Annotated in this window: 20 protein-coding genes; 3 read left to right on the top strand and 17 right to left on the bottom strand. The window is 73.0% G+C overall.

Annotation, left to right across the window (positions count from 1 at the left end):
- Positions 1-40 precede the first annotated feature (40 nt).
- The 13 genes from metK to pyrR all read right to left on the bottom strand — a co-directional run bounded on the left by metK (position 41) and on the right by pyrR (position 15113).
- Positions 41-1234, bottom strand: coding sequence for a methionine adenosyltransferase (gene metK, locus AC529_RS12875; protein ID WP_068757000.1), 1194 nt, complete (start codon positions 1232-1234; stop codon positions 41-43).
- Positions 1235-1470: 236 nt separating this feature from the next.
- Complete coding sequence (coaBC, locus tag AC529_RS12870) at positions 1471-2697, bottom strand: bifunctional phosphopantothenoylcysteine decarboxylase/phosphopantothenate--cysteine ligase CoaBC (RefSeq protein WP_068756997.1); 1227 nt, start codon at positions 2695-2697, stop codon at positions 1471-1473.
- A 128-nt stretch (positions 2698-2825) separates the two neighbouring features.
- Positions 2826-3089, bottom strand: coding sequence for a DNA-directed RNA polymerase subunit omega (gene rpoZ, locus AC529_RS12865; RefSeq protein ID WP_068756996.1), 264 nt, complete (start codon positions 3087-3089; stop codon positions 2826-2828).
- 142 nt (positions 3090-3231) lie between these two features.
- Complete coding sequence (gmk, locus tag AC529_RS12860; RefSeq protein ID WP_068756994.1) at positions 3232-3819, bottom strand: guanylate kinase; 588 nt, start codon at positions 3817-3819, stop codon at positions 3232-3234.
- Between the two features lie 186 nt (positions 3820-4005).
- Positions 4006-4323 (bottom strand): integration host factor, actinobacterial type, encoded by a 318-nt coding sequence (gene mihF / locus AC529_RS12855; protein WP_068756992.1) that lies wholly within the window; start codon positions 4321-4323, stop codon positions 4006-4008.
- A gap of 306 nt (positions 4324-4629) precedes the next feature.
- Positions 4630-5331, bottom strand: coding sequence for an orotidine-5'-phosphate decarboxylase (gene pyrF / locus AC529_RS12850; RefSeq protein WP_068756990.1), 702 nt, complete (start codon positions 5329-5331; stop codon positions 4630-4632).
- 233 nt (positions 5332-5564) lie between these two features.
- On the bottom strand, positions 5565-6518 hold the full coding sequence (locus AC529_RS12845) for a dihydroorotate dehydrogenase (RefSeq protein ID WP_068756988.1): 954 nt from the start codon (positions 6516-6518) through the stop codon (positions 5565-5567).
- 38 nt (positions 6519-6556) lie between these two features.
- Positions 6557-7450, bottom strand: coding sequence for a dihydroorotate dehydrogenase electron transfer subunit (locus tag AC529_RS12840; protein ID WP_068756986.1), 894 nt, complete (start codon positions 7448-7450; stop codon positions 6557-6559).
- Positions 7451-7631: 181 nt separating this feature from the next.
- Positions 7632-10949 carry a carbamoyl-phosphate synthase large subunit gene (gene carB / locus AC529_RS12835; protein WP_068756984.1) on the bottom strand — a complete coding sequence of 1106 codons (3318 nt, stop codon included), beginning with the start codon at positions 10947-10949 and terminating at the stop codon, positions 7632-7634.
- 87 nt (positions 10950-11036) lie between these two features.
- Positions 11037-12254: a glutamine-hydrolyzing carbamoyl-phosphate synthase small subunit gene (gene carA, locus AC529_RS12830; protein WP_083948192.1), complete on the bottom strand. Its 1218-nt coding sequence runs from the start codon at positions 12252-12254 to the stop codon at positions 11037-11039.
- A 2-nt stretch (positions 12255-12256) separates the two neighbouring features.
- Positions 12257-13552 (bottom strand): dihydroorotase, encoded by a 1296-nt coding sequence (locus AC529_RS12825; RefSeq protein ID WP_068756982.1) that lies wholly within the window; start codon positions 13550-13552, stop codon positions 12257-12259.
- Positions 13549-14490, bottom strand: a complete 942-nt coding sequence (locus tag AC529_RS12820) for an aspartate carbamoyltransferase catalytic subunit (protein ID WP_068756980.1) — start codon at positions 14488-14490, stop codon at positions 13549-13551. Before AC529_RS12820 ends, AC529_RS12825 begins: the two co-directional genes overlap by 4 nt.
- On the bottom strand, positions 14490-15113 hold the full coding sequence (gene pyrR / locus AC529_RS12815) for a bifunctional pyr operon transcriptional regulator/uracil phosphoribosyltransferase PyrR (RefSeq protein ID WP_068756978.1): 624 nt from the start codon (positions 15111-15113) through the stop codon (positions 14490-14492). Before pyrR ends, AC529_RS12820 begins: the two co-directional genes overlap by 1 nt.
- 523 nt (positions 15114-15636) lie before the next feature.
- Here pyrR and bldD point away from each other — a divergent pair.
- Complete coding sequence (gene bldD, locus AC529_RS12810; protein WP_068756976.1) at positions 15637-16131, top strand: transcriptional regulator BldD; 495 nt, start codon at positions 15637-15639, stop codon at positions 16129-16131.
- Positions 16132-16272: 141 nt separating this feature from the next.
- Here bldD and AC529_RS12805 read toward each other — a convergent pair whose 3' ends face one another.
- Together AC529_RS12805 and AC529_RS12800 are read right to left on the bottom strand one after the other, a co-directional pair.
- Positions 16273-16725 carry an SAV_6107 family HEPN domain-containing protein gene (locus AC529_RS12805; protein WP_198156414.1) on the bottom strand — a complete coding sequence of 151 codons (453 nt, stop codon included), beginning with the start codon at positions 16723-16725 and terminating at the stop codon, positions 16273-16275.
- 308 nt (positions 16726-17033) lie between these two features.
- A complete protein-coding gene (locus tag AC529_RS12800) occupies positions 17034-18104 on the bottom strand; it encodes a polyprenyl synthetase family protein (protein ID WP_068756974.1) in 1071 nt (356 codons plus the stop codon).
- An 84-nt stretch (positions 18105-18188) separates the two neighbouring features.
- On the opposite strand from AC529_RS12800, the gene metF reads away from it, so the two are divergent.
- Positions 18189-19133, top strand: a complete 945-nt coding sequence (metF, locus tag AC529_RS12795) for a methylenetetrahydrofolate reductase [NAD(P)H] (RefSeq protein ID WP_068756972.1) — start codon at positions 18189-18191, stop codon at positions 19131-19133.
- On the opposite strand, the gene AC529_RS12790 is transcribed toward metF, so the two are convergent.
- Together AC529_RS12790 and AC529_RS12785 are read right to left on the bottom strand one after the other, a co-directional pair.
- Complete coding sequence (locus AC529_RS12790; protein ID WP_068756969.1) at positions 19042-19659, bottom strand: GNAT family N-acetyltransferase; 618 nt, start codon at positions 19657-19659, stop codon at positions 19042-19044. The two genes, metF and AC529_RS12790, sit on opposite strands and share 92 nt — an antisense overlap.
- A 28-nt stretch (positions 19660-19687) precedes the next feature.
- The gene (locus tag AC529_RS12785) at positions 19688-20191 is read right to left on the bottom strand and encodes a YbaK/EbsC family protein (protein ID WP_068756967.1); all 504 of its coding nucleotides are present in this window, start codon (positions 20189-20191) and stop codon (positions 19688-19690) included.
- Positions 20192-20339: 148 nt separating this feature from the next.
- On the opposite strand from AC529_RS12785, the gene AC529_RS12780 reads away from it, so the two are divergent.
- Complete coding sequence (locus tag AC529_RS12780; RefSeq protein WP_068756965.1) at positions 20340-21257, top strand: SDR family oxidoreductase; 918 nt, start codon at positions 20340-20342, stop codon at positions 21255-21257.
- Positions 21258-21353: the final 96 nt, after the last annotated feature.

The following is a 21353-nucleotide window of genomic DNA, read 5'->3' as shown; positions in this document are numbered from 1 at the left end:
GCGGGACGGGGCACCGCCGTCGACGGTCCGCGGACCGGGCTCAGGCGCCCACGGCGGACTTCAGCGCCTCGACGCGGTCGGTGCGCTCCCAGGTGAACTCGGGCTCCTCGCGGCCGAAGTGGCCGTAGGCGGCGGTCTTGGAGTAGATGGGGCGCAGCAGGTCGAGGTCGCGGATGATCGCGGCGGGACGCAGGTCGAAGACCTCCAGCACGGCCTTCTCGATCTGCTCCGGGGCGACCTGCTCGGTGCCGAAGGTCTCCAGGAAGACGCCGACCGGCTGGGCCTTGCCGATCGCGTAGGCGACCTGCACCTCGACGCGTTCGGCCAGCCCCGCGGCGACGACGTTCTTGGCGACCCAGCGGGTGGCGTAGGCGGCGGAGCGGTCGACCTTGGACGGGTCCTTGCCGGAGAAGGCGCCGCCGCCGTGGCGGGCGTAGCCGCCGTAGGTGTCCACGATGATCTTGCGGCCGGTCAGGCCGGCGTCGCCCATCGGGCCGCCGATCTCGAACCGCCCGGTGGGGTTGACCAGCAGCCGGTAGTTGTCGGCGTCGAGGCCGTAGTCGGCCACGACCGGGGTGATCACGTGCTCCTTGATGTCGGGCGTGAGCAGCTCGCGCAGGTCGATGTCGGGGGCGTGCTGGCTGGAGACCACGACGGTGTCCAGCCGGACCGGGGTCTGGCCGTCGTACTCGACGGTGACCTGGGTCTTGCCGTCGGGGCGCAGGTAGGGGATGGTGCCGTCGCGGCGCACCGCCGCCAGCCGCTGGGCCAGGGCGTGGGCGAGCTTGATCGGCAGCGGCATCAGCTCGGGGGTCTCGTTGTTGGCGTAGCCGAACATCATGCCCTGGTCGCCGGCCCCCTGCCGGTCGAGGTCGTCGAACGCCTCGTTCTCCCGGGCCTCGTAGGCGGTGTCGACGCCCTGGGCGATGTCGGGCGACTGGGCGCCGATGGACACCGAGACGCCGCAGGAGGAGCCGTCGAAGCCCTTGGCCGAGGAGTCGTAGCCGATCTCCAGGATCTTCTCGCGGATGATGGTCGAGATGTCGACGTAGGTGGACGTGGTCACCTCGCCGGCGACGTGCACCTGACCGGTCGTGATGAGGGTCTCCACCGCGACCCGGCTGTGGGGGTCATCCCTGAGCATCGAGTCGAGGATCGCGTCGCTGATCTGGTCAGCGATCTTGTCGGGGTGGCCTTCGGTGACCGACTCGGAAGTGAAAAGTCGACGGGACACGGTGTGGGACTCCTTGCAGCGGCTGCTGGCTGACAGTTGTCGTGCCGTTCGGGACCGGAGGCTGCGGGGAGCGCCTCGAGTTCCCGACCGGCCGGGTTGGTTTTACTGGTCCACTGTAGTGGGCGCGGGTGCGCACCGGGGCTGCGGCGGTGGGGGGTTTCGGAGTGCGGTGCGGGCGCCGCGCTCCGATGCACCGGACCCCCGCCGCGGGGCGGGGCCCGTGTTCCCGCCCAGTATCAGCGGTGGCGCCCCGGTTCGCCAAGACGTTCGGCCACGAGGTCCCACACACGGTCGGCGAGATCCTCCTTGGGGCCGCGCGGGATCTCCACGGCGAGCCCGTCGGGGCCGAGCACCACGGCCTGGTTGTCGGGGGTCCCGAACGCCATGCCGTCACCGACCTGGTTGACCACGAGCAGGTCGCAGCCCTTGCGGCGGAGCTTGTCGCGGCCGTGCTCCAGCACGTGGTCGGTCTCGGCGGCGAAGCCCACGACGACCTGGCCCTCCCGGGCGCGGTCGCGGCTGAGCTCGGCGAGGATGTCGGGGTTCTCCACGAGGGTGATCGGCGCGGGACGGCCGCCGGTCTTCTTGATCTTCTCCGCGGCCACCGTGTCGGGGCGGAAGTCGGCGACGGCGGCCGCCATGACCACGGCGTCGGCGTCCGCCGCGGCCGCCAGGACCGCCTCGCGCAGCTCCCGGGCCGAGGTGACCGGGCGGACCTCGGCGCCCGCGGGGGCGGGCAGCGACACGTTCGCGGAGACGAGGGTCACCCGGGCGCCGCGGGCCACCGCGGTGGCGGCCAGCGCGTACCCCTGCATTCCGGTGGACCGGTTGCCCAGGAAGCGGACCGGGTCGAGGGCCTCCCGGGTGCCGCCCGCGGAGACCACCACGTGCCGTCCGGCGAGGTCGGCGGTGAGGGACCCGCGGGCGAGGACGCGGCGGGCGACGTCGAACAGTTCGGCGGGTTCGGGCAGCCGCCCCTTGCCGGTGTCGGCCCCGGTGAGCCGCCCCGAGGCGGGCTCCAGCACGATCGCCCCCCGGGAGCGGAGCACGGCGACGTTGTGCCGGGTGGCCGGGTGCTCCCACATCTCGGTGTGCATGGCCGGGGCGAACACGACCGGACACCGCGCGGTGAGCAGGGTGTTGGTGAGCAGGTCGTCGGCCAGGCCGTGGGCCGCGCGGGCCAGCAGGTCGGCGGTGGCGGGCGCGACGAACACCAGGTCGGCCTCCTGGCCGAGGCGGACGTGCGGGACCTCGTGCACGGACTGCCACACGTCGGTGGCCACGGGCTGGCCGGACAGCGCGGCCCAGGTGGGCTCGCCCACGAAGCGCAGGGCGTCGCGGGTGGGGACCACGCGGACGCTGTGTCCGGACTCGGTGAGGCGGCGCAGGAGCTCGCAGATCTTGTAGGCGGCGATCCCGCCGCCCACGCCGAGAACGACCCGGGGTGCGTGCTGAGCCGTCATCGGCGGCACCGTCCCTTCCCTCGCTGTCCACTTTCGGCTTCCCGCCGACCGCGACCTTATCCACCGCCGTCGTGGTCGGTTCCGGCGGGGGTGAGGTCAGCGGCCGGCGGGAAGCCCGCAGCGCGGGATTACTGCTCCTGGGTCTCGGCGGTCAGCAGCCCCTCCCTGATCTCGCGCAGCGCGATGGACAGGGGCTTCTCCTGGACCTGGGTGTCCACGAGCGGGCCCACGTACTCCAGCAGCCCTTCGCCCAGTTGGGCGTAGTAGGCGTTGATCTGCCGGGCCCGCTTGGCGGCCATGGTGACGAGGCTGTACTTGCTGTCGACGACCTCGAGGAGCTCGTCGATCGGCGGGTTGGTGATGCCTTCGGCAACGGGCGGTGTACCAGCCAAGGTGCCTAACCCCTAGACGGTCGTCGGCTCCGCGCCGGGCGCGGCGCCGTGGGATGCGGATGACAGGACGGCGGGGCGTGGAGCCGCCGACGCGGCTCCGCCCGGGTCCTCCGGGCGGGACGCCCCGGGTTGCGCCTGGTCGCTATGCGGACGGCGCAACCATCAAACCTAGCAGCTCGTCGCAGACCTCGTGCACTGACGTGTTGACGAGCGTGACGTCGAACTCCTTCTCCGCGGCGAGTTCGACGCGGGCGGTCTCCAGGCGGCGCTGCACGACCTCGGGGGGCTCGGTGCCGCGGCCGGTGAGCCTGCGGACCAGCTCCTCCCAGGACGGAGGGGCGAGGAAGACGAGGAAGGCCTCGGGCATGTTGGCGCGGACCTGGCGGGCGCCGTTGAGTTCGATCTCCAGCAGCACGGGCTGGCCCGCGGCCAGGCGCTCCAGCACCGGCTCGCGCGGGGTGCCGTAGCGGTGTCCCGCGAACTCGGCCCACTCCAGCAGCTCGTTCTCGGCGATGAGCCGGTCGAACTCGGCGTCGTCGACGAAGTGGTACTCCACCCCGTCGGTCTCGCCGGGGCGCGGGGCGCGCGTGGTGGCCGACACCGAGAGCCACACCTCGGGGTGGCGGCGGCGCAGCTCCTTGACGACGGTGCTCTTGCCCACCCCGGAGGGTCCGGACAGGACCGTCAGACGCTTCGGTTGGCCGATACCGGCCCCGGACTCGACTGGCACTGGTGCTCCGAATCCCGGGGTTTCCGCCCCGGGCGGGTTGGACGGCGGTTCGCGGCTCCCGCGCGGTGGCGCGGGTGGGTCTTTTTATACCAGCTCAACGAGACCGGCTCGGCGATGCCGGGGCATCGCCGAGCCGGTCCGGAACGCGTAGGCGCGCTTCGTGGGGCGCGCCGGGCCGCACCTGAACTACTGGCCGCCGAACTCGCTCTCCAGCGCGGCGCGCTGGTTGGCGCCCAGGCCGCGGACACGCCGCGACTCGGCGATGTTGAGCCGCTCCATGATCTGCTTGGCGCGGACCTTGCCGACGCCGGGCAGCGACTCCAGCAGAGCGGAGACCTTCATCTTGCCGATGACCTCGTCGCTCTGGCCGAGCTTGAGGACCTCGGTCAGCGAGATACCGCCGTGCTTGAGGCGGTGCTTGACCTCCGCGCGCTCTTTTCTGGCCTTCGCGGCCTTCTCAAGAGCCGCGGCGCGCTGTTCAGGAGTGAGGGGAGGAAGGGCCACGCCGGGTCACCTCGGTTTTCTCTAGTTTTCAGAGGGCGGACGCCTGCGCAAGTTAGTAGGTTCCACCCCTCTTCGGCAACGCAAAGGCGCTTTTCACGCCCTATTTCCTTCAAGGAATCACTGCCTGGAGCGTCACCACTACGCACGGTTGCTATTTTGTGCGCTTTCACCCTGCTTGACAATCCGGACAGGCCACCGAAAGTCACCAAGGACCCTGACGTGAGGTTGGCCACATTCACGTCTGCTCTCGGGTTTTCGGACGAAGAAATCCGGAATCGATGGACGACCGTAACAGATCTGCGCCGGTCAGGCGGGGGCGGCTCCGGACCCGCGGAGGGCGGCGCCGATCTCCGCCGCGGCGGCCCCCGGGTCGGGCGCGCGGGTGATGGGGCGGCCGATCACCAGCAGGTCGGCCCCTGCCGCGAGCGCCTCCTGCGGGGTGGCCACCCGCGCCTGGTCCCCCCGGTCCGCACCCGCCGGGCGCACCCCGGGAGTGATCAGTGTCACCTCCGGCCCGACCTCGGCGCGCAGCGCGGCCGCCTCGTGCGGGGAGCAGACCAGTGCGCGCGCCCCCGCGCCGACCGCGAGCACCGCGAGCCGGCGCACCGCGTCGGAGGCGGGCCCGCGCACGCCCACCGCTGCCAGGGCCGCCTCGTCCAGCGAGGTCAGGACCGTCACCGCGGCGATGCGCGTGTCGGGGGCCGCCTCGGCGGCGGCGCGGATCATGTCGGCCCCGCCCGAGGCGTGCACGGTCAGGTAGCGGGGCTTGAGCCGTGCGACGGACCGCGCCGCTCCCGCCACCGTGGCGGGGATGTCGTGCAGCTTCAGGTCGAGGAAGAGCTCCGTCCCGCGGTCGCCCTGGACGGCCGCCACGACCTCGGGGCCGTAGCGCAGGTACAGCTCCAGGCCCACCTTGAGCGTGCTGACGTGGGGTGCGACCGCGGCGGCCCAGCGGGCTGCGGTCTGGATGTCCGGTGCGTCGATCGCGACGGCGATGGGTGCGGCCACGGTGGCCCTCCTTGCGTGTCGTGGTTGGTCGGATCACGCCCCTCCGCTGCGGAGGGGCCTGTCCCCTGCCCGCCCGGAAACCCCCGGTGGAACGGACAGGGGCACAGAAGGCGCTCAAAGCGCCACAAGAGCCCAAACTCCCCTTCCTGCCAGGAAAGGGTCACTCGACGAATTCGTCTCGGCACAGGACGTCTCAGCGCGTTTCCGGACGGGTTCTCGTCCTGCGGCCCGGCTCACCCCACGGCCGTTCCCGGCGCTCCCGCGGTCCGGTGCGCCGCGCCGATCAGCGAGTCGACCCGCTCCACGCCGCGGTCGAGCAGCTCCTGCTCCAGTTCCCGCAGCACCCGCAGGCACGCCGAGGGGTCGTGGAAGAGCGCGCTGCCCACGGCCACGGCGCTGGCCCCCGCCATGAGGAACTCCATCGCGTCGGCGCCGGTGCGCACCCCGCCCATGCCGATGAGGGGCACCTCGGGGAAGGCCGCGTGCACCCGGTAGACGCAGGCCACGGCGATCGGCCGGATCGCGGGGCCGGACAGGCCGCCCATGCCGCCCGCCACCGCCGGGCGGCGCGTGTCGACGTCGATGGCCATCCCCCGCACCGTGTTGATCATGGCCAGTCCGTCCGCGCCCGCCGCCACGCACTCCCCGGCGAGCTCGACCAGGTCCGCGACGTCCGGGGGGAGCTTGGCGAACACCGGGATGTCGGCCCGAGCCGTCTCCCGCACCGCCGCCACCACCCGGGCCGCCGCGGCGGTGTCCTCGGCGAAGTGCCGTCCCCCGCGCGCCAGGTCCGGGCTGGACAGGTTCACCTCGATCATGGTCACCCCGGGCGCCTCCGACAGCCGCCGGGCGAGCAGGACGTACTCGTCCACGCTGCTCCCGGCCACCGACACCACGGCACGGGCCCCGCGCGACAGCAGCCACGGCAGGTCCCGCTGGAGGAACACGTCGATCCCCGGCCCCTGGAGGCCGACCGCGCTGAGCACCCCGCTGGGGGTCTCCGCGATCCGCGGCGCGGGCATCCCCGCCCGCGGCTCCACCGTCACCGACTTGGTGACCACCGCCCCGATCCGCGAGATGTCGAAGAACCGCGCCAGCTCGCGCCCCGACCCGGCGCACCCGGCCGCGGTCATCACGGGGTTGTCCAGTTCCCACTCGCCCAACCTGACCCGCAGGTCCGGGATCATCGCCGTTCCCTCCGTCGCCCTCCGCGCGCCCCCACCGGTCACCCGGCCTCGCGGGTGCGGTCCTCCCCGCCGCCCCGCGCCTTCCAGCCCGGGGCGCCCAGGGCGTCGAAGGGGACCGTTCCGACGTCGTCGTAGCGCACCCGCTCGCCCCGGAACACCGGGCCGTCCACGCAGGCGCGCGCCATGCGGGTGATGCCGTCCTCGCCCACCACCGGGATCACGCACGACATGCAGATCCCCGTGCCGCAGGCCATGGTCTCCTCCACCGAGACCTGGATCGGGATGCCGTAGCGCATCGCCACCGCGGTGGCCTCGCGCAGCATCGGCATCGGCCCGCACGCGTACACCACGTCCGAGCACGCCTCGTCGATCACCCGGGGCAGGACGTCGGTGACCCGGCCCTTGGTGCCCAGGGAGCCGTCGTCGGTGGTGACGGTCGCGGTCTCGGCGATCCGCCGCGCGGTGATCGCGCTGAACACCCGGGAGGCGGTGGCCCCGCCCAGCACGAAGTCCACCCGGCAGCCGCGCCGCCGCAGCGCGTGCGCCAGCGGGAACAGCGGGGCGCTGCCGGAGCCGCCGCCGACCAGGACGCAGTTGACCGGGTCGCGCGGCAGCGGGAACGGCCGCCCCAGCGGGCCGATGACGTCCAGCAGGTCCCGGGAGCGCCGCTCCGCCAGCCAGGCGGTGCCCCTGCCGCGCACCGTGAACAGGAACTCCACGGTGCCGCCGTAGTCGGGTTTGACCTCGTGGATGGCGAACATCCGCCGGGTGAGCATGCTGGAGTGCTCGCCGCCGACCGCCACGGCGATGAACTGCCCCGAGCGGAACCGCTCCGCGATGCCCGGAGCGACCACCGTGATGGCGTGGTAGGCGTCCACCTGCCGCACCGTCAGTACCGGGCTGCTCATCTGCACCGGGCGCACGTCACTCACTCCTGGGGGTCCCCTCCGGTCTCCGCCACGTCCTGAGCGCCTCGCCGGACGCCGCGTGGCGGGCCGCGAGAGCCTCACGGGCGAAGAACCCCGGTCCCGGGCGCTCGCTGCCCCATTGTTCCGCACCCGCAGCACCGTCCGGGCGCGGTCCCGCGCGGGACCGCGCCCGGACGGCCCGCGCTCAGCGCACCGCGGCCTCCCAGGTCGCGCTCTGTAGGGCGCGGGCGTGCTCCTGAAGGGAGCGCACCCCGACGTCGCCGTTGACCAGGGCCTCGATGCCCTGCACGGCGGCGGCCAGCCCTTGCACGGTGGTGACGCTGGGCACCCCCCGCGCGATCGCGGCGGTGCGGATCTCGTAGCCGTCCAGGCGCGGCCCGGACTGGCCGGGGCCGCCGAACGGGGTGTTGACGATGAGGTCCACCTCGCCGTTGTGGATGCGCTGCACGATCGTCGGCTCCCCGTCGGGTCCGGGGCCGTCGCTGTGCTTGCGCACCACGCGGGCCTGCACGCCGTGGCGGCGCAGCGCGAGCGCGGTGCCCTCGGTGGCCAGGATCTCGAAGCCCAGGTCGGCCAGGCGCCGGACCGGGAAGATCATGGTGCGCTTGTCCCGGTTGGCCACGGAGACGAACACCGTGCCGGAGGTGGGCAGCGTGCCGTAGGTGGCCAGTTGGGACTTGGCGTAGGCGGTGCCGAAGTCCGCGTCCAGGCCCATGACCTCGCCGGTGGAGCGCATCTCCGGTCCCAGCACGGTGTCCACGCCCTGGCCGTGGCGGTCGATGAAGCGGTTGAAGGGCAGCACCGCCTCCTTGACCGCGACCGGGGCGTCCGGCGGCAGGGTGCCGCCGTCGCCGCTGGGCGGCAGCAGGCCCTCGGCGCGCAGTTCGCGGATGGTGGCGCCGAGCATCACCCGGGCGGCGGCCTTGGCCAGCGGCACCGCGGTGGCCTTGGACACGAACGGCACGGTGCGCGAGGCGCGCGGGTTGGCCTCCAGCACGTAGAGCACCCCGGAGGAGAGCGCGTACTGCACGTTGATCAGGCCGCGCACCCCCACCCCCGCGGCGATGGCCTCGGTGGAGTAGCGGATGCGCTCGATGTCCTCCCGGCCGAGCGTGACGGACGGCAGGGCGCACGCGGAGTCGCCGGAGTGGATCCCGGCCTCCTCGATGTGCTCCATGATGCCGCCCAGGTACAGCTCCTCGCCGTCGTAGAGGGCGTCCACGTCGATCTCGACGGCCTCGTCGAGGAAGCGGTCGACCAGGACCGGGTGCTCGGTGCTGACCTCGGCGTTGCGCTCGATGTAGTCGGCGAGCATGGCCTCGTTGTAGACGATCTCCATGCCGCGGCCGCCCAGCACGTAGGAGGGGCGCACCAGCACCGGGTAGCCGATCTCCTCGGCGATGGCCCGGGCCTCCTCGAAGGACTGGGCGGTGCCGTGCTTGGGGGCGGGCAGTCCGGCCTTGGCCAGCACCCGGCCGAACTCGCCGCGGTCCTCGGCCAGATCGATGGCCTCGGGGCTGGTGCCCACGATCGGCACCCCGGCCTCCTTGAGCCGCTGGGCCAGGCCCAGCGGGGTCTGGCCGCCCAGTTGCACGATCACGCCGACGACCTCGCCGGTGGCCTGCTCGGCGCGGACCACCTCCAGCACGTCCTCCAGCGTCAGCGGCTCGAAGTACAGCCGGTCGCTGGTGTCGTAGTCGGTGGAGACCGTCTCGGGGTTGCAGTTGACCATGACGGTCTCGTATCCGGCCTCGGCCAGCGCGAAGGAGGCGTGCACGCAGCTGTAGTCGAACTCCACGCCCTGGCCGATCCGGTTGGGGCCGGAGCCGAGGATGATGACCTTGGGCCGGGTGCTGGTCGGGACCTCGGTCTCCTCGTCGTAGCTGGAGTACAGGTAGGGCGTCCGCGCGGCGAACTCGGCGGCGCAGGTGTCCACGGTGAGGTAGACCGGGTGGATGTCGAGGGCGTAGCGCAGCTCCCGCACGACCTCCTCGGAGCGGCCGGTGATCTCGCCGATCTGGGCGTCGGAGAAGCCCAGCCGCTTGGCCGAGAGCAGCAGCTCGGCGTCCAGCCGGGGAGCGGCGGCCAGCTCGCGGGCCTTCTCCTCCAGCCGCAGGATCTGGTCGAGGAACCACCGGTCGATCTTCGTGGCCTCGTACAGCTCGTCGACGGTGGCCCCGGCGCGCAGCGCCTGCTGGACCTGGCGCAGCCGGTTCTCGCTGGGCGTGCGCACCGCGCGCAGCAGCTCCTCCTTGTCGCCGGGCTCGCCCGCCCAACTGAAGGAGGAGCCCTTCTTCTCCAGCGAGCGCATGGCCTTCTGCAACGCCTCGGGGAAGGAGCGGCCGATGGCCATGGCCTCGCCCACCGACTTCATGGTGGTGGTCAGGCCGGGATCGGCGCCGGGGAACTTCTCGAACGCGAACCGCGGCACCTTGACGACCACGTAGTCCAGGGTCGGCTCGAAGCTGGCCGGGGTCTCCGCGGTGATGTCGTTGGGGATCTCGTCCAGGGTGTAGCCGATGGCGAGCTTGGCGGCGATCTTGGCGATGGGGAAGCCGGTGGCCTTGGAGGCCAGCGCCGAGGAGCGCGAGACGCGCGGGTTCATCTCGATGACGATGATCCGGCCGGTCTCGGGGTGCACCGCGAACTGGATGTTGCAGCCGCCGGTGTCGACACCCACCTCGCGGATGACGGCGATGCCGAGGTCGCGCAGCCGCTGGTACTCGCGGTCGGTGAGGGTCATGGCGGGCGCGACCGTGATGGAGTCGCCGGTGTGCACGCCCATCGGGTCGAGGTTCTCGATGGAGCAGACGACGACCACGTTGTCGTTGGCGTCGCGCATCAGCTCCAGCTCGTACTCCTTCCAGCCGAGGATGGACTCCTCCAGGAGCACCTCGGTGGTGGGCGAGAGCGCCAGGCCCTGCCCGGCGATGCGGCGCAGCTCGGCCTCGTCGTGGGCGAAGCCGGAGCCGGCGCCGCCCATGGTGAAGGAGGGGCGCACCACCACGGGGTAGTTGAGCTCCTCGGCGGCGGCCAGGCACTCCTCGATGGAGTGGCAGATCACCGAGCGGGCGGACTCCCCGCCGACGCGCTCCACGATGCGCTTGAAGCTGTCGCGGTCCTCGCCGGCCTGGATGGCGTCGATGTTCGCGCCGATCAGCTCGACGTTGTACCTGGCGAGCACACCGGACTCGTGCAGGGCCACGGCGGTGTTCAGCGCGGTCTGGCCGCCCAGGGTGGGCAGCAGCGCGTCGGGGCGCTCCTTGGCGATGATCTTCTCGACCATCTCCGGGGTGATGGGCTCGACGTAGGTGGCGTCGGCGAACTCGGGGTCGGTCATGATCGTGGCCGGGTTGGAGTTGACCAGGATCACCCGCAGGCCCTCGGCCTTGAGCACCCGGCATGCCTGGGTGCCCGAGTAGTCGAACTCGCACGCCTGGCCGATGACGATCGGCCCGGAGCCGATCACGAGCACAGACGAAAGATCAGTACGGCGCGGCATTGCTCTGTGTATTCCTCAGGGTCGGGTCGAGGCGCGAACGGCGCTGCCGCCGGCGGTCGGCGGGCACGCGCCCGGTCGCGGAGCGGATCAGGCGCGTGCGGACTCGCGCGCGTCGCGGTGGGCGGCCATCATCGCCACGAACTCGTCGAACAGGTCGGCGGCGTCGTGCGGACCGGCGGCGGCCTCCGGGTGGAACTGGGCGCTGAACGCGGGCCGGTCCAGCAGCCGCAGTCCTTCGACCACGTTGTCGTTGAGGCCGACGTAGCTGACCTCGGCGCGGCCGTAGGGGGTGTCGAACGGGCCGTCGAGGTCGGCGCGGACCGCAAAGCCGTGGTTCTGGCTGGTGATGTAGACGCGCCCGGTGCGGGTGTCGCGGACCGGCTGGTTGACGCCGCGGTGGCCGAAGGGCAGCTTGTAGGTGCCCAGGCCCAGCGCCCGGCCCAGGATCTGGTTGCCGAAGCAGATGCCGAACAGCGGGACGCCCGCGTCCAGCACCCCGCGCATCGCCGCCACCGCGGTGTCGGCGGTGGCCGGGTCGCCGGGGCCGTTGCTGAAGAACACCCCGTCGGGGTCGAGGGCGAGGATCTGCTCGGCGGTGGTGTCGGCGGGCAGCACCCGCACCTCGCAGCCGCGCTCGGCGAGCCGCTGCGGGGTCATCGCCTTGATGCCGAGGTCGACCGCGGCCACGGTGAAGCGGGCCGGCACGCCCTCGGGCGGGCGGACCGTGTACGGCTCGGTGGTGCTGACCTCGCCGGACAGGTCGGCGCCGGCCATCCGCGGGCTGGCCAGGACGCGCTCCAGCAGCGCGGCCGGGTCGGACTCCACGGTGCTGATGGCGGCGCGCATGGCCCCCTTGTCGCGCAGGTGGCGGGTGAGCGCCCGGGTGCCGGGGATCGCGATGCCCACGACGCCCTGGCTGCGCAGCTCCTCGTCGAGGGTGCGCTTGGCGCGCCAGTTCGACGGGACGCGGGAGGGCTCGCGGACGACGTACCCGGCCACCCAGATGCGCCCCGACTCGGGGTCGTCGTCGTTGACGCCGGTGTTGCCGATGTGCGGCGCGGTCATCACCACGATCTGGCGGTGGTAGGAGGGGTCGGTGAGGGTCTCCTGGTAGCCGGTCATGCCGGTGTTGAACACGATCTCGCCGAAGGTCTCGCCCTCGGCGCCGAAGGAGACCCCGTGGAAGACTCGGCCGTCCTCCAGCACCAGGATCGCGGGAACCTGCACGTTCTTCTTCCCCCCTGCGGGCGTGGTGGTTGTCTGGTCGCCGCGGCGCGGCGCGGCCGTCTGGGCGTGGTCGCTCATGCTCACTGGATCTTCCCGTCGAGAACGGTGGGAACCCCGCGCAGAAACGTGGCGAGCACCCGTCCGGGCAGTGTCATCCCGGCGTACGGCGAGTTGCGGCTCTTGGAGGCCATCGCCGCGGGGTCGACCACCCGGGTCGCCGTGGGGTCGTAGAGGGTGATGTTGGCGGGCTCCCCGACGGCGAGGGGGCGGCCCTGGTCGACGGCGCGCCCGATGCGGGCGGGGACGGCGGACATGCGCTGCGCCACCCCGGCCCAGTCCAGCAGGCCGGTGTCGACCATGGTGTGCTGCACCACCGACAGCGCCGTCTCCAGGCCGAGCATGCCCATCGCGGCCTGGCTCCACTCGGTCTCCTTGGCCTCGCTGGGGTGCGGGGCGTGGTCGGTGGCGACGATGTCGATCGTGCCGTCGGCGAGCCCCTCGCGCAGCGCCTGGACGTCCTCGGCGGTGCGCAGCGGCGGGTTGACCTTGTAGACCGGGTCGTAGCTCTCGGCGAGGTCGTCGGTGAGCAGCAGGTGGTGCGGGGTCACCTCGGCGGTGACGTCGCAGCCCCGGCTCTTGGCCCAGCGGATGATCTGCACCGACCCCTTGGTGGAGACGTGGCAGACGTGCAGGCGGGAGCCGACGTGTTCGGCGAGCAGGCAGTCGCGGGCGATGATGGCCTCCTCGGCCACCGCGGGCCAGCCGGCCAGGCCCAGCCGGTCGGAGACGACGCCCTCGTTCATCTGGGCGCCCTCGGTGAGCCGGGGCTCTTGGGCGTGCTGGGCGATGACGCCGTCGAACGCCTTGACGTACTCCAGGGCGCGGCGCATGAGCAGCGCGTCGGAGACGCACATGCCGTCGTCGGAGAAGACCCGCACCCGGGCCGGGGAGTCGGCCATCGCGCCGAGTTCGGCGAGCTGCTCGCCCTTCAGGCCGACGGTGACCGCGCCCACGGGGTACACGTCGCAGTAGCCCGCCTCGCGGCCCAGCCGCCAGACCTGCTCGACGACGCCGGCGGTGTCGGCGACCGGGTCGGTGTTGGCCATGGCGAAGACGGCGGTGTAGCCGCCCATCGCCGCGGCGCGCGAGCCGGTGGCGACGGTCTCGGCGTCCTCCCGTCCGGGTTCGCGCAGGTGGGTGTGGAGGTCGACCAGTCCGGGCAGGGCGACCGCCCCGGCGGCCTCGACGACCTCGGCCCCGTCGGCGCTCAGGCCCTGGCCGATCGCCTCGATGCGGCCGGAGGCCAGCAGCAGGTCGGCGCGCTCTCCGCCCAGGATCCGGGCGTCGCGGATCAGGTAGCGCACGGTGTCGGTCATCTGGTCTCCCCCTGGTGTCCCGGTCCCTGGATGGCGCCGCCCAGCAGCAGGTACAGCACGGCCATGCGCACGCTGACGCCGTTGGTCACCTGCTCCACGACGGTGGAGCGGGCGGAGTCGGCGACCTCCGCGGAGATCTCCATGCCGCGGATCATCGGCCCCGGGTGCATGACGATGGCGTGGTCGGCCATCCGCGCGAACCGCTCGGCGGTGAGGCCGTAGCGGCGGCTGTACTCGCGCGCGGACGGGAAGAAGGAGGCGTTCATCCGCTCGGCCTGCACCCGCAGCATCATCACGACGTCGCTCTTGGGCAGCACCTCGTCGAAGTCGTAGGAGACCTCGCAGGGCCAGGCGTCCACCGAGACGGGCAGCAGGGTGGGCGGGGCCACCAGGGTGACCTCGGCGCCCAGGGTGTTGAGCAGCAGCACGTTGGAGCGGGCGACGCGGCTGTGCCGGATGTCGCCGACGACGGCCACGCGCAGGCCCTCCAGGCGTCCCATGCGCTCGCGCATGGTGAAGGCGTCCAGCAGGGCCTGGGTGGGGTGCTCGTGGGTGCCGTCCCCGGCGTTGACGACCGCGCCGTCGACCCACTCGGCCAGGCGGCGCGCCGCCCCGGAGGCGCTGTGCCGGATGACCACCCCGTCGGCGCCCATGGCCTGGAGGGTCAGCGCGGTGTCCTTGAGGCTCTCGCCCTTGGAGACGCTGGAGCCCCGGGCGGAGAAGTTGATGACGTCGGCCGACATGCGCTTGGCCGCGGCCTCGAAGGAGATGCGGGTGCGCGTGGAGTCCTCGTAGAAGAGGTTGACCACGGTGCGGCCGCGCAGGGTCGGGAGCTTCTTCACGGAGCGTTCGCCGACCTGGGCGAGCTCCCGTGCGGTGTCGAGGATGAGCAGGGCCTCGTCGCGGGTGAGGTCCCCGGCGGAGAGCAGGTGGCGCATCAGCGTCCCCCCTCGGGGGCGGCGGCTGCGGGCTCGGCGGCGCCGGGGCGCGGCTTGGCCGGGCCGATCAGGACGGCGTCGCGTCCGTGCAGCTCCTCCAGCAGGACGCTGACGCTCTCCCGCAGCGAGGTGGGCAGGTTCTTGCCGACGTAGTCGGCGCGGATGGGCAGTTCCCGGTGGCCGCGGTCGACCAGGACCGCCAGTTGCACCGCGCGGGGGCGGCCCAGGTCGTTGAGCGCGTCCAGGGCGGCGCGGACGGTGCGGCCGGAGAAGAGCACGTCGTCGACGAGGACCACGACGCGGCCGTCGACTCCCTCCGGGGGGATCTCGGTGCGGCCGAGCGCACGGGCCGGGGCGAGCCGCAGGTCGTCGCGGTACATGGTGATGTCGAGGGCGCCGCAGGGGACGGGGCGGCGCTCCACCCGCTCGATGCGTTCGGCGAGCCGCCGGGCGAGGGGGACGCCTCCGGTGCGGATGCCCAGGAGGGTGAGATCGTCGCCGCCCTTGGTGCGTTCCAGGATCTCGTGGGCGATGCGGGTCAGGGCCCGGTCGATCTCGGGGCCTTCGAGGACCGCTCTGCGCTGGTCTGGTCGCTCGCCGTCGGCATGTTTCCGGGCATGCACGAGCTGACCTCCTTCCCTGCCTCACTGGACAGGTCGTTAAAGGACGTCGGACGGCTCTCACGGTACCAGCGCCGGTTTTCCGCCGGTGACGTAGCATGGACCCAACAACCAGCGAATATGATACTGATCACACAAATATCGCTTGACCTGGGGGCACTCTTCGGTTCTCACAGGAGTGACCACGGTACGCGACGGCGGGGCTGAGCAGCGGAAAAACGCTGGAAGACGGGACAATCGGGAAAAATCGACCGAGGCGTTGCGCCCCGTTTGGGGAGACTATGAGAGTCGCCTCACTTACACACAGTTTGGCCACTGAATCGTCGCGTTTTCACCCAACGGCTTGACCTGAGTACTCTTCCCGCCCTACCGTCACTGTGCGTAACCACTGTGGGGGTGTGACTCCGCGAGTCGCCGACTGAGCCGCACACAGGTCGTTCCGACGCGACGGGGTTCCGCAACGAGCCCGCCGCGAGTCCCGCCGCCCATCTCAGCCACTTTTCTCACGGCCGGGGAGCACGAAGACATGCCATCCGAATACGCAAAAGCCCTGGGCGCCCGACTGCGCGCCATCCGTACCCAGCAGGGCCTGTCCCTGCACGGCGTGGAGGAGAAGTCGCACGGACGGTGGAAGGCCGTCGTGGTCGGCTCCTACGAGCGTGGCGACCGTGCCGTGACCGTGCAGAAGCTGGCCGAGCTCGCCGACTTCTACGGCGTGCCGATGTCGGAGCTGCTGCCGGGCGGGGCCGCGCCCACTCCCCTGGGCCCCACCCCCAAGCTGGTCATCGACCTGGAGCGGATGCAGCAGCTTCCGCAGGAGAAGGCCGGGCCGCTCGCCCGCTACGTGGCGACCATCCAGAGCCAGCGCGGCGACTACAACGGCCGGGTGCTGTCCATCCGCCAGGAGGACCTGCGCTCGCTGGCGGTCATCTACGACCGCTCGCCCGCCGACCTGACCGAGGAGCTCATCAACTGGGGCGTGCTCGACCCCGAGGCCCGGCGCGCGGTGGACGCCTTCTAGGCCGACCGCACCGGCCGGACCTCCGGCTCCGACCCGACACAGATCCCGGACACCAGACCGCTGAGGGCGTCCGGGCGCAGAACACCGACGGCGGTCGCCCCACGGCGGCCGCCGTCGCCGTGTGCGCCCGCACCGTCGGGCTCAGCCGACGCGGCGCGGCGAGCCGCGGCCCAGCAGGGACTCCACCACGGCCAGGAACGCGCGGGCCTCGCCCAGCAGCGCGTCGGCCTCCTCCTCGGTGACGGCTCCCGGCAGCCCGGCCTCGGCGGCGGCGCGCCGCGACGCGCTCGCCGCGAAGAACGCCGCCCACTCGGCGAGCTCCGGCGCGGCCGCGGGCAGCAGCTCCCAGGCGCTGCGCGGCCGGCGCCCCCGCCCCGGACGGCTCTGCGGCTCCCCGCGCTGCGCCAGGACCGCGGCCGCCGCGCGCAGGGCCGCCAGGTGGGCGCTGACGTAGCGGGCGGGAGCGGAGCCCGCCTCCTCGGCGTCGCGCAGGTGGGACCGCGCCGAGCGCAGCGCGGGGGCCACCGTCGGGGCCGGCCTGCGGCACGGCCGACGCGTGACCTCGGAAACGGAGAAGATCGCCGGTTGGGACATGCCGTCACCTCCAGGCCGCTCGCCGTTGTGGCCGCGGTCGGACGAGAGGCTTCCCCTCCTCCCGCCCGACCGCTCACGTTCCGGAGCACCAAGGGGGCGACCGCCCCGGAACGAGCCCGAGTCGGGGGATCTCCACAGCCGTCATGGCCGAAGGTCAGGTTCGAGCTGATCCCAGTGAACACCTTCGAACACGTGTTCGTCAACCCTTTTGGCCTGCGGAAACAGCACGCGCCGAGCACGCTTTGCGCCGCAACGGCGCGGGGCGCCGGGGACGGGGTCCCCGGCGCCCCGGACGGCCGCCGTGCGGGTCAGTGCTTGCGCGCGGTGGCGGCGACGATCAGGTCCGCCAGGGCGGAGCGCGCGTCGTCGGCGATCGCGTCGTTCTCCAGCGCCCGGGTCGCGTCGGCCACGTAGTCGGCGATGCGGGCCTCGCAGGCCTCCAGCGCGCCGCTGTCGGCGATGAGCGAGCGCATCCACGCCACCTCCTCGGGGCCCAGGTCCGGGTCGCCCAGCAGCCGCCGGAACTCCTCGGCGTCGGCCCTGCCCGCGCGGCGCAGCGTCTCCGCCACCAGCACGGTGCGCTTGCCCTCCCGCAGGTCGTCGCCCGCGGGCTTGCCGGTCTCCTCCGGGTCCCCGAAGACCCCGAGCACGTCGTCGCGCAACTGGAAGGCGACGCCCAGCGGGATGCCGTAGGCGGTGTAGGCCGAGGCCAGCTCGGCGTGCCGCCCCGCCAGCGCCGCGCCCAGGTGCAGCGGCTGCTCCACGGTGTACTTGGCGGACTTGAACCGCATCACCCGCAGCGCCGCGTCGACGGTGTCCGCGCCGCGCGCCTGCTCCACCAGGTCCAGGTACTGGCCGGCCATCACCTCGGTGCGCATCAGGTCGAAGGGGACGCGGCCCGCGGCCAGCGCCTCCGGCGGCAGCGCGCTCGACTGGTACATGTCCTCGCACCAGGCCAGGCACAGGTCGCCGAGCAGGATCGCCGCACCCCGGCCGAACTGCTCGGAGTCGCCGTGCCAGCCCGAGTCCCGGTGCAGGGCGGCCAGCCTCCGGTGCATGGCGGGCCTGCCGCGCCGGGTGTCGCTGTTGTCTATGACGTCGTCGTGGATCAGCGCGCACGCCTGCAACAGCTCCAGCGCCGCGGCGGCCGTGTACAGCCCGGGCTCCTCCCTGCCGCCCGCGCCCCGCCAGCCCCAGTAGCAGAACGTCGGGCGCAGCCGCTTGCCGCCGTTGATCATGGTGTCCAGGGCGGCCAGGACCGGCTCCAGTTCCGCGCCGATCTTCAGCAGCAGGGGACGCCGACTCGCGACGAACGCCGCCAGCTCGGTGTCGATCATCGGACGCACGAAGGAGACCGGAGACATGTGCGAGGAGGTCATAGGGGCAGGCTACCGACTGCCGCGGAGTGCGGCCCCACCGCGACACACCAGAACCCGCCGATACTGTCGGTTACAGTGGGGGCCATGCTCGGATCACCCACCCGTCCGGCGCCCCGGCCGCGCCGGATCAGCGAACTGCTCGCGACCGGAGAACCCACGTTCTCGTTCGAGTTCCTCCCGCCCAGGACCCCCGAGGGCGAGCGTCTGCTCTGGCGGGCGATCCGAGAGGTGGAGTGTCTGCGGCCGTCCTTCGTGTCGGTGACCTACGGCGCGGGCGGCAGCACCCGCGACCGCACGGTCGACGTCACCGAGCGCATCGCCACCGACACCACGCTGCTGCCGGTGGCGCACATGACCGCGGTGAACCACTCCGTGCGCGAGCTGCGCCACCTCATCGGCCGGTTCGCGAGCGCGGGCGTGTGCAACGTGCTCGCGCTGCGCGGCGACCCGCCCGGCGACCCGCTGGGCGAGTGGGTCAGGCACCCCGAGGGGCTGACCTACGCCGAGGAGCTGGTGCGGCTGATCAAGGAGAGCGGCGACTTCTGCGTGGGGGTGGCGGCCTTCCCCTACAAGCACCCGCGCTCCCCCGACCCGGAGACCGACACGGACTTCTTCGTCCGCAAGTGCCGGGCGGGCGCCGACTACGCGATCACCCAGATGTTCTTCGAGCCCGAGGACTACCTGCGGCTGCGGGACCGGGTGGCGGCCCGGGGGTGCGACGTGCCGATCATCCCCGAGATCATGCCGGTCACCAAGTACAGCACCATCGCCCGCTCCGAGCAGTTGTCGGGAGCCCCCTTCCCGGCCCGGCTGGCCGAGGAGTTCGAGCGGGTGGCCGACGACCCCGAGGCGGTGCGCGCGCTCGGCATCGACCACGCCACCCGGCTGTGCGAGCGGCTGCTCGCCGAGGGGGCGCCCGGCATCCACTTCATCACGTTCAACCGGTCGACGGCCACCCGCGAGGTCTACCGGCGGCTGGTGGGCTCCCCCCGGCCGCGCGCCGCCGCAGTGGAAGCGGCGCGGCCATGATCGTGAACGGCCGGTCGGGGGTCCCCGGGAAGTAGAAGCCGGTGATCAGGTCCACGAAGCCGGACGACCGGTAGAGCGCGTGGGCGGGGGTGTTCCCGGTGTGGGTGGACAGCACCGCGGTGCGCTCCCGCCGCGCCCCGGCGAGCCGGTGCAGCACGGCCCGGCCGATCCCGTTGCCCTGCCACTCCGGGAGCACGTGGACCTCGGCGACCTCGAAGGAGTCGGCGAACCAGCGGCGCACCGCCGCCGGGTCGGTGCGGGCCAGCTCGGCGGTGACCACGTCGTGCCACCACTGCCCGGGGCGGCCGTGGAAGCCGTAGGCGAAGGCGACCGCGTCGCCGTCCCCGGTGACCGCGACCACCGCCCCGAACCGCGGGTACCCGGCGTGCTGGCGCATGACGGCCTGCCGCCCCGCCAGTTGCTCCCGCGGCGGGGCCATGGCGGCCGCGTAGATCTCGATCAGCGCGGGGAGCGCGCCGACGAAGGCCGGTGCGGCCAGTTCCCACAGTTCGATTTCGGTCTCCACACCGCCACCCTAGGCGCTTGCCCGGCGCTCAGGGGGCGTCTCGGCCGACGTCGGCGGGCGTGCCGCCGGTCAGCCGGCACAGTTCGGCGAACGAGGTGGGAAACACCGTGTGCGGGTGGCCCGCGGCGGCCCACACCACCTCGTGGCGGTCCAGCCACTCGTCGACGAGGGTGGGGATCGGCGCCGGATGGCCCAGCGGGGCCACCCCGCCGATGGGCTGGCCGGTGTGCTCACGCACGAACTCGGGGGTGGCGCGGACGACCTCCGCGGCGCCGAGGAGGACCGCCACCTTCGTGGTGTCCACCCGGTGGGCTCCGCTGGTGAGGACGAGCACCGGCCGGAGCCCGTCGGACGGGGAGAAGTCGCCGCCGCGCGCGGCGAAGACGAGGCTGTTGGCGATCGCGCCGACGTCGCAGCCCAGTTGCGCCGCGGCGGCCGCGGCGGTGCGGGCGGAGTCCGGCAGCTCCCGGACCGTGCCGCCGGCCCCCCGGGCGGCGAGCAGGTCGGCGACTCTGCGGGTGTTGGGGTGCATGGCGCGATTCTAGGGTGCTCCCCCGCCGGGCCGCCGGGGGCGCCCGCGGGAACGCGGCCTCCCGGGCGGGCGGGGCGCCGCGCGCGGCCGCCGAACCCCGGCGCGCCGGTGAGTGCGCGGGAGGGGCTGTTTGCCGAAGATAAGGAGCATGGGTGAGGATCTGACAGCGGAACGCATCATCGCGACGACCGGGGCGACCGGGGCCGTCGGCGGCAGAGTGGCCGCCCGGCTGGCACGGCTGGGCCTGCCGCAGCGGCTGATCGTCCGCGACCTCAACCGCGCCCCGGAACTGCCGAAGTCCAGCGCGGCCCTGGCCGCCTACGAGGACCCCGCTGCCTTCGGGCGCGCCGTACGCGGCGCGGACGTGCTGTTCCTGGTCGCCGCCGACCGCGCCGAGGAGCGCACGGAGCTGCTCCGCGCCGTGGTGGACGCGGCCGTCGCGGAGGGGGTGCGCCACATCGTCTACCTGTCGTTCCTCAACGCGCACGCCTCGGCGACCTGCCCGCTCGGCCGGGAGCACCACGCCACCGAGGACTACCTGCGCACCGTGGGCGCGGCCTACACCTTCCTGCGGCCCAGCCTCTACCTGGACCTGCTGCCCGGCTGGATCGGCGAGGACGGCACGATCCGCGGCCCGGCGGGAGACGGCAGGGTGGCCTGGGTGTCGCGGGACGACGTCGCCGACGTGGCCGCCGCCGTGCTGCGCGAGCCCGAACGGCACGTGAACCGGGTCTACGACGTGACCGGCCCGGAGGCGGTGTCGCTGGGGTGGACCGCCACCCGCCTGTCCACGCTCACCGGCCGCACCGTCGTCTACGTCCCGCAGACCCCCGAGGAGGCGGCCGGCTACCTGCACTCCCGCGGCCTGACCGCGCGGGAGGTGGCCGAACGGGTCGGCGCGTGCGCGGCCGTCGCCGCCGGGGAGCTGGACGCCGTCAGCTTCACCGTGCCGCGGCTGACCGGCCACCCGGCCCGCTCGTTGGAGGGCTACCTGCGCAAGCACCCCAGCGCGCTGTCGCACGCCCCGCTGTTCGGCAACTCCGGCAAGGCGGTGACGGCGCCGTGACCGCGCGGCCGCCCGGACCGGGGCGCTGCCCGCGGCCGGGCGGTGCGTCCGTGGCGGACCGCAGGACGCCGCTCAGCCCGCGGCGGCCAGGCGGCG

The sequence above is a fragment of the Thermobifida cellulosilytica TB100 genome, from assembly GCF_001517975.1.
GTDB lineage: Bacteria > Actinomycetota > Actinomycetes > Streptosporangiales > Streptosporangiaceae > Thermobifida > Thermobifida cellulosilytica.
Note: the sequence above shows the minus strand (reverse complement) of the source record. Positions and strands in the feature narration are given on the sequence as shown.

What these genes read in the sequence shown, in the direction of transcription:
- coaBC (WP_068756997.1), bottom strand. Translation starts at nt 2,697, where the DNA reads ATGACGGCTCAGCACGCACCCCGGGTCGTTCTCGGCGTGGGCGGCGGG.
- AC529_RS12845 (WP_068756988.1), bottom strand. Translation starts at nt 6,518, where the DNA reads ATGATCCCGGACCTGCGGGTCAGGTTGGGCGAGTGGGAACTGGACAAC.
- carB (WP_068756984.1), bottom strand. Translation starts at nt 10,949, where the DNA reads ATGCCGCGCCGTACTGATCTTTCGTCTGTGCTCGTGATCGGCTCCGGG.
- carA (WP_083948192.1), bottom strand. Translation starts at nt 12,254, where the DNA reads ATGAGCGACCACGCCCAGACGGCCGCGCCGCGCCGCGGCGACCAGACA.
- AC529_RS12825 (WP_068756982.1), bottom strand. Translation starts at nt 13,552, where the DNA reads ATGACCGACACCGTGCGCTACCTGATCCGCGACGCCCGGATCCTGGGC.
- AC529_RS12820 (WP_068756980.1), bottom strand. Translation starts at nt 14,490, where the DNA reads ATGCGCCACCTGCTCTCCGCCGGGGACCTCACCCGCGACGAGGCCCTG.
- bldD (WP_068756976.1), top strand. Translation starts at nt 15,637, where the DNA reads ATGCCATCCGAATACGCAAAAGCCCTGGGCGCCCGACTGCGCGCCATC.
- AC529_RS12805 (WP_198156414.1), bottom strand. Translation starts at nt 16,725, where the DNA reads ATGTCCCAACCGGCGATCTTCTCCGTTTCCGAGGTCACGCGTCGGCCG.
- AC529_RS12800 (WP_068756974.1), bottom strand. Translation starts at nt 18,104, where the DNA reads ATGACCTCCTCGCACATGTCTCCGGTCTCCTTCGTGCGTCCGATGATC.
- metF (WP_068756972.1), top strand. Translation starts at nt 18,189, where the DNA reads ATGCTCGGATCACCCACCCGTCCGGCGCCCCGGCCGCGCCGGATCAGC.
- AC529_RS12785 (WP_068756967.1), bottom strand. Translation starts at nt 20,191, where the DNA reads ATGCACCCCAACACCCGCAGAGTCGCCGACCTGCTCGCCGCCCGGGGG.
- AC529_RS12780 (WP_068756965.1), top strand. Translation starts at nt 20,340, where the DNA reads ATGGGTGAGGATCTGACAGCGGAACGCATCATCGCGACGACCGGGGCG.